This window comes from Flavobacterium sp., from assembly GCF_044361065.1.
GTDB lineage: Bacteria > Bacteroidota > Bacteroidia > Flavobacteriales > Flavobacteriaceae > Flavobacterium.
In genome coordinates this window covers 1-6,636 of sequence record NZ_JBIKJI010000124.1, presented here as the reverse complement: position 1 = coordinate 6,636, position 6,636 = coordinate 1, and the positions used below count along the sequence as shown (strand labels likewise).

The window sequence follows — 6,636 nt, the reverse complement described above, 5'->3', positions numbered from 1 at the left end:
TCTATGAAAGTAGGGGAGCAATGTTTGTATTTGGCTCAACTAAAAGGTATGAGCAAACAAGAAGCCAAAAAACAATTAAAATATTGGTTCGAAAAGTTTGAAATAGAAACGTGGTGGGATAAAAAGCTTCAAGAACTTTCTAAAGGAATGGCTCAAAAAGTGCAATTTATAGTAACGGTACTTCACAATCCAAAATTATTAATTTTAGATGAACCATTTTCTGGATTTGATCCTGTAAATGCCAATTTAATTAAAGATGAAATTATTGAATTAAACAAAAAAGGAACATCCATTATTTTTTCAACGCATAGAATGGAAAGTGTAGAAGAAATGTGCGATTACATTGCTTTAATACATAAATCGAATAAATTAATCGAAGGAAAATTGGAAGATGTAAAACGTAAATTTCGAACCAATACATTTCAAGTTGGCGTTATGACCCAAAATGTGGAAGCGTTAATGTATCAATTAACTCAAAAGTTCACTATCGGTCAAACCGATTTTAAATCGTTAAACGATGATTTAAAATTGGAAGTTCAGTTAGGAAATCATTCTTCAAATGAATTATTGTCTATTTTATCTCAAAACGGACAAGTAACCCATTTTGCAGAGAAAATTCCAAGTGTAAATGATATTTTTATTCAAACAGTAACGGAGTAAATTCCAAAAATATAAATTCCAAATTCCAAGTTGATTTTCAATTTCTTTAACTTGACTCGAGACATAAAAAGACGAACAGGCGAAGCAAACTAAAACAACTTTAAACTTGAAACAAAAAACATAATGAACAAATTATTATTAATCGTACAAAGAGAATTTATTGCCAAAGTGCGCAACAAATCTTTTATAGTGATGACTTTTTTAAGTCCGCTAATTTTTTTGGGAATGACTTTTTTAATTGGCTATTTATCTAGTTTAAACAAAGATGAAGCTACTAAAATTGCCATTTACGATGAAGGAAATATATTAAAAAGTAGCTTAAAATCCGATAAAGAAACCGCTTTTACAGATTTGTCTTCCATGCCTTTTAAAGTCGCAAAAGACACAGCGAGTAAAAGTTATGAAGGATTGTTATTTATTCCAAAAACGGCAACTATTCAAGATTTAAAGTCTAAAGTTCAATATATTTCAGATGAAAGTGCAAGTGCAGAGTTTATCTCAAATATAGAGTTTGTAGTGGATTCTATCTTAACTCAGGATAATTTTAAAGCTAATAATTTAGATATTTCTAAAATTGAAAAGGCAAAAGTGGAATCGGTTTTGCAATTAAGTAAATATTCAGGTGATGCCAGTTTAAAAGGAATTAATGAAATTAAAATTGGATTAGGTTTTGTTTTTGGCTATTTAATTATGATGTTTATTATCATTTACGGAAACTTTGTGATGCGAAGTGTGATTGAAGAAAAAACCAATCGAATTATAGAAATTGTCATTTCATCTGTAAAACCATTTCAGTTAATGATGGGAAAAATTATAGGAAATTCTTTAGCAGGAATTTTGCAATTTACCATTTGGGCTATTGTTGGAACCTCTATTTTCTTTATAGTTTCTACCTTTTTTGGTGCAGAAACCGCTGCAAGTGCTAATCCGCAAGCAGTGAAATTAGCCACTGAAAACAGCGGATTAATGGCGAAGTTACCTTTATATTTAGATGAATTAGGAAATTTACCCATTGCTACAATTATCATTTCGTTTATATTTTATTTCATTGGTGGTTATTTCTTATATAGTTCTCTATACGCTGCCATTGGAGCCGCTGTTGATAACGAAACCGATTCGCAACAATTTTTATTGCCTATTATTATGCCTTTAATGTTAGGCGTATATATCGGATTTTTTACGGTTGCTAACGATCCTCACGGAAATATTGCTACGATTTTTTCTATGATTCCGTTTACATCGCCAATAGTAATGCTAATGCGTATTCCTTTTGGTGTACCTACTTGGCAAATAATTATTTCTTTAGTATTATTATTTGCTACATTTGTTGGAGTAGTTTGGTTTGCAAGCAAAATTTACCGTGTAGGAATTTTAATGTACGGCAAAAAACCAACTTGGAAAGAATTATATAAATGGTTGAAATATTAGTGAAATTGTTTAGAAGGTTTTAGTTTAAAAGTTTAGTAGAGATATGGATTTTTTAGTTTATGGATTACCAATAATTTTAGCTTTTAGTTTTATTTATTCAAATTTTATTATTAAAAAAGCTGAAAAAAATTTAGATTTTGAATTTGTTAATAAATTGCAAGTAATTAAAGAAAAAGAAAGAAAAAAAATATTTTTAGTTTTGTTTTTTCCTATTTTTTTGTCTTTAAAAACAATTTTAAATAAATATGAAATTGAGTTTTACTTAATTATTGCTTTTGTTTTACTAATTATTTTTATAATTCTTTTTTTGTTTTACAAAAAATATAATAACTTTAAAAATCAAAACTTTCCAAATGATTTTTTAAATGAAATTATAAAATCTGAATCAATTAAATTAATTGGAATCGTTTTAGTTTTTGTCTTTATTTTTACATCATTTTAGTTTAAAAGTTTAAAAGATATTTCGCAAACCCTTTAAACCTTTATCCATTTACCTTTAACCCATTACCTAAGAAAATGAGCAAAATCCTAATCATAGAAGACGAAGCGCCAATTAGACGCGTTTTAACTAAAATTTTATCGGAAGAAAATGATACGTATTTAGTGCAAGAAGCTGAAGACGGTTTACAAGGGATTGAATTGGTAAAAAACGAAGATTTCGATTTGATTTTGTGCGATATTAAAATGCCAAAAATGGATGGGGTTGAGGTGCTTGAAGCAGTTAAAAAAATGAAACCTGAAATCCCAATGGTTATGATTTCTGGTCACGGTGATTTAGAAACTGCCATTCAAACGATGCGTTTAGGCGCTTTTGATTATATTTCAAAACCACCCGATTTGAATCGTTTGTTAAATACTGTTAGAAATGCTTTAGACAAAAAGCAATTGGTTGTGGAAAATAAAATTCTAAAAAAGAAAGTGTCTAAAAACTACGAAATGATTGGTGAGAGTGACGCCATTTCTCATATTAAAACTATGATTGATAAAGTAGCACAAACTGACGCAAGAGTTTTAATTACAGGTCCAAACGGAACAGGTAAAGAGTTAGTAGCACATCAATTACACGAAAAAAGCAATCGTGCACAACAAGCCATTATTGAGGTGAATTGTGCTGCTATTCCTTCAGAACTAATTGAAAGTGAGTTATTCGGACACGTAAAAGGCGCTTTTACATCTGCAGTAAAAGACAGAGCTGGAAAATTTGAAGCAGCAAACGGCGGAACTATTTTCTTAGATGAAATTGGAGATATGAGTTTGTCGGCGCAAGCTAAGGTTTTACGTGCTTTGCAAGAAAATCTTATTCAAAGAGTAGGTGCAGATAAAGATATAAAAGTAGATGTTCGTGTGATTGCCGCAACTAATAAAGATTTGAAAACAGAAATTGCTGAAGGTCGTTTTAGAGAAGATTTATACCATAGATTGGCTGTAATTTTAATTAAAGTTCCAGCATTAAATGACAGGCGTGAGGATATTCCTGCGTTAATTGAACACTTCACTTCTAAAATTTCTGAAGAACAAGGAACCACCAATAAAATATTTTCTAAACAAGCTGTGAAATTATTACAAGAATACGATTGGACAGGAAATATTCGAGAACTAAGAAATGTATTAGAACGTTTAATTATCCTTGGAGGCAACGAAATCTCTGAAAATGATGTAACTTTGTTCGCTTCTAAATAAATCAGCTTGAAGCTTAAAGCCTACGGCAAAACGCTAAATAAAATGCAATTAAAAAAAATAAACCCACTTTTACAGGAAGCATTAATCGAAAACGGTTTAACCGAAGCGAATGAAATGCAACAAGAGACTTTTTCAACTATTAAAAGTGGTGCGGATGCTGTAATTCAATCCGATAAAAAATCTGGAAAATCAACAACAATTGTATTAAATGTGATTCAACGATTGGAAAAACCATTTATGGAATCGCCCAGAGCTTTAATTGTTGTGGAAACAAAAGAGAAAGTTTTGGAAATGGTTGAAATGTTTAAAAAATACAATCGATACACGCAATTACGAGTTTACGGCGCACACGATAAAGGTGATATGGATTGGGATAAAAATCAAATTTCGTTAGGTATTGATGTTTTAATTGGAACACCTAATCGCTTAGATTTAATGTTTGCTACTGCAGGTTTTGATGTAAATAGATTGCTGATGTTTGTGGTTGATGACGCCGATATTTTATTTAAACTTCGATTAGATGCCAAAACAAATCGAATGTCAGAAAGCATTTCTAAATCGCAACGTTTGATTTTTTGTAATAAAATTTCAGATCGAGTAGAAGCGGTTGCTGATAGAACTATGATAGAACCCTTGTTTTTTGAAATGTAAAAAAAGTCCTCAATTAGAAGTAATTGAGGATTTTTTTATAATTATGATTTACTTTCTTTGTTAAAGTAAACCAAGTAATAATACATTTGCTTTTCTTCATCCCAACCCTTTTCTACAAATTTTTCTGCACTTTCTGGGTTTATGAAATCTAATTTAATTTGAATATTGGTATCTAATTCGATAACATTTTTAAGTTTTCTACGCACATCAGTTACAGCAGCATTGGCAATAGCAAAATTAGAAACGTCTTCAATGCTATATTTTGCTCCTTTGTCTATTTTATAATTTCTGAATTCAGGAATCAAATCTGGGTTGATAATTACATCATTTAAGAATGCAGTTTCTTCAAATTCGTCGTTTTTTGCAAAATGATTTACCGCACGATTCATAAATAGCACTTCTTCTTTCTTGTCTTCAGCTGGTAAAACAACTTCTTTAGCAAAATCTTTACAAAATTGAAGGTATTTCTTAGTCATAAATGTTTCATCTTGAAAAACATCGACACTTAAAAAATGTTCTAACCAGTAACGCGCATCATATCTATTGCTGTCTACGGTTAAAATTTTATAGCCTTCTTCTTTTTTGTAATTGAAAATCAAACAGCCTTTATCTAATTTATTTAAGTTAATTCCATCTTGTAAAATCATTTCTAAGTTACTTCCGCTTTCCTTAAACTGTAAAAAGTCGGTTTTAATTTCACTTTTAAAAACACCAATAGCATCTACAACATTATTATCAATAGAAACATTGGTTAGATAGGCTATATATACTTCGCCACTTTTAATATGTGGATGGTTGGATTGTTCAAATAAATGTTGTGTTATTTTTTTTGAAACGTTATGTATTTCGCTTGGATTGTTAAATATTTCGGTTGCTAAATTGAACATTTCATTATATTCCAAATCTACTTCGTGAGCAAACTGAAAATAGTTTTCTTCTTTTTCGCGAAAAGCTTTAAAAAAATACTCTTTTAAAATGGGCATAATTTCGTCATTCAACGTGTATGGACTTTCAGAAAGAAAAATTGGTTCTTCTTTATGTTTGTTTCCAACTCGGTGTATAGAAAGGTTTTCTACGTGTGTATTAAATAGGTTTATCATTTTTTATAAGTTGCTAAGTAGCTGAGTTGCTAAGTTTCTTAGTTGTTTTTAATTTTGTTTGTAAATGAGACTATCATTCTTTCTAACTCTCTGGTATCTTCATACAAGTTGTTAAAAGTTTCTTCGTCTAAATAAATTATGTTTTTTGCTATTTCTAATTGTGTTTGTAATTCAAATAATGAACCAATTGATATTTTTAGAAAACGCAATAACTCTTTGCTACTTTCTCTTCCTAATCCTTCAGCAATATTACTTGGAATTGAAATTGCACTTCTTTTTATTTGTGATGTTAATCCAAAAACTTCTTCTTTTGGAAAGTTATTTGTTACTTTTTATATTTTAGTAACCAAAACCATTGATTTTTGCCAAATAAGAAGATTCCTAAAGTTGCTCATTTTGTTTTAAATTTTATATGGCGTATATTTTTATAGGATTAAATGTTTTTTCGAGGGTTTTTCTTAGTTACTAAGAAACTTAGCTTCTTAGCAACTTAAAAAAAAACTAATTCCAGTTCTCTTCAAAGCCTTGATCTTCGTATGATTCAGAATCGCCATAAGCATCCAAATCATCTTCGTCTAAATCATCTTCAAACTCATTAAACAAATCTTCGTTTTCTAAATCGCCGCCTCTAAAACCACTTGTTGTAGCTTCGTCGGGTAAAATTCCGTGAGAAAACAATAATGCAGGATAATTTATATCTTCTTTGTTTTCTTCAATAGCAGCTAATTCAACAAAAAAGGTCCACATAGAGAATAAATCATAAACATAAACTAATTTTGTATTTTGTTCGTGAACTAAATCGTCTAATTTATATTCGGCCATTGTTTTTATTTCACCTGGAATATCTCCGGTGTCAAACATTGGAATACCGTCTTCTTCATGCCAAGCCCAATCGTCTCCACAAGTATAAAAAGCACCTACTTCGGTTCCATCAAAACCAAATGCATTTACTAAAGCATTGTGTAAATCTTCTAAGCTATCTTTTGAATCAATAGCAATATCTCTAAAAATATCTTCTTCATTGTCTAAAATGGCTCTAAACTTATAAATCATAATGTGTAATTTTAAAAAACAAAAGTAATCAATATTTAAAACTTTTATTGTTCAAAATTACGAT

The 6,636-nt window shown here is 29.9% G+C and carries 6 protein-coding genes and 1 pseudogene; 4 read left to right on the top strand and 3 right to left on the bottom strand.

Going from position 1 to position 6,636, the window contains the following annotated elements:
• From ACIQ11_RS07980 to ACIQ11_RS07965, 4 genes are all read left to right on the top strand, one after another.
• A partial coding sequence (locus ACIQ11_RS07980) for an ABC transporter ATP-binding protein (RefSeq protein WP_396154133.1) occupies positions 1-660 on the top strand: 660 nt, incomplete at its 5' end.
• A 123-nt stretch (positions 661-783) separates the two neighbouring features.
• On the top strand, positions 784-2,088 hold the full coding sequence (locus tag ACIQ11_RS07975) for an ABC transporter permease (protein WP_396154132.1): 1,305 nt from the start codon (positions 784-786) through the stop codon (positions 2,086-2,088).
• A 516-nt stretch (positions 2,089-2,604) separates the two neighbouring features.
• Complete coding sequence (locus tag ACIQ11_RS07970) at positions 2,605-3,768, top strand: sigma-54-dependent transcriptional regulator (RefSeq protein WP_396154131.1); 1,164 nt, start codon at positions 2,605-2,607, stop codon at positions 3,766-3,768.
• A gap of 42 nt (positions 3,769-3,810) precedes the next feature.
• A complete protein-coding gene (locus ACIQ11_RS07965) occupies positions 3,811-4,419 on the top strand; it encodes a DEAD/DEAH box helicase (RefSeq protein WP_396154130.1) in 609 nt (202 codons plus the stop codon).
• Between the two features lie 41 nt (positions 4,420-4,460).
• On the opposite strand, the gene ACIQ11_RS07960 is transcribed toward ACIQ11_RS07965, so the two are convergent.
• The 3 genes and pseudogenes from ACIQ11_RS07960 to ACIQ11_RS07950 form a co-directional block, all read right to left on the bottom strand.
• The gene (locus tag ACIQ11_RS07960) at positions 4,461-5,519 is read right to left on the bottom strand and encodes a nucleoid-associated protein (RefSeq protein WP_396154129.1); all 1,059 of its coding nucleotides are present in this window, start codon (positions 5,517-5,519) and stop codon (positions 4,461-4,463) included.
• A gap of 38 nt (positions 5,520-5,557) precedes the next feature.
• Positions 5,558-5,839, bottom strand: a pseudogene (locus ACIQ11_RS07955) (four helix bundle protein); the annotation flags it as partial.
• A gap of 181 nt (positions 5,840-6,020) precedes the next feature.
• Positions 6,021-6,572: a hypothetical protein gene (locus tag ACIQ11_RS07950; protein ID WP_396154128.1), complete on the bottom strand. Its 552-nt coding sequence runs from the start codon at positions 6,570-6,572 to the stop codon at positions 6,021-6,023.
• Between the last annotated feature and the right edge of the window lie 64 nt (positions 6,573-6,636).

What these genes read in the sequence shown, in the direction of transcription:
- ACIQ11_RS07965 (WP_396154130.1), top strand. Translation starts at nt 3,811, where the DNA reads ATGCAATTAAAAAAAATAAACCCACTTTTACAGGAAGCATTAATCGAA.
- ACIQ11_RS07960 (WP_396154129.1), bottom strand. Translation starts at nt 5,519, where the DNA reads ATGATAAACCTATTTAATACACACGTAGAAAACCTTTCTATACACCGA.
- ACIQ11_RS07950 (WP_396154128.1), bottom strand. Translation starts at nt 6,572, where the DNA reads ATGATTTATAAGTTTAGAGCCATTTTAGACAATGAAGAAGATATTTTT.
- ACIQ11_RS07970 (WP_396154131.1), top strand. Translation starts at nt 2,605, where the DNA reads ATGAGCAAAATCCTAATCATAGAAGACGAAGCGCCAATTAGACGCGTT.
- ACIQ11_RS07975 (WP_396154132.1), top strand. Translation starts at nt 784, where the DNA reads ATGAACAAATTATTATTAATCGTACAAAGAGAATTTATTGCCAAAGTG.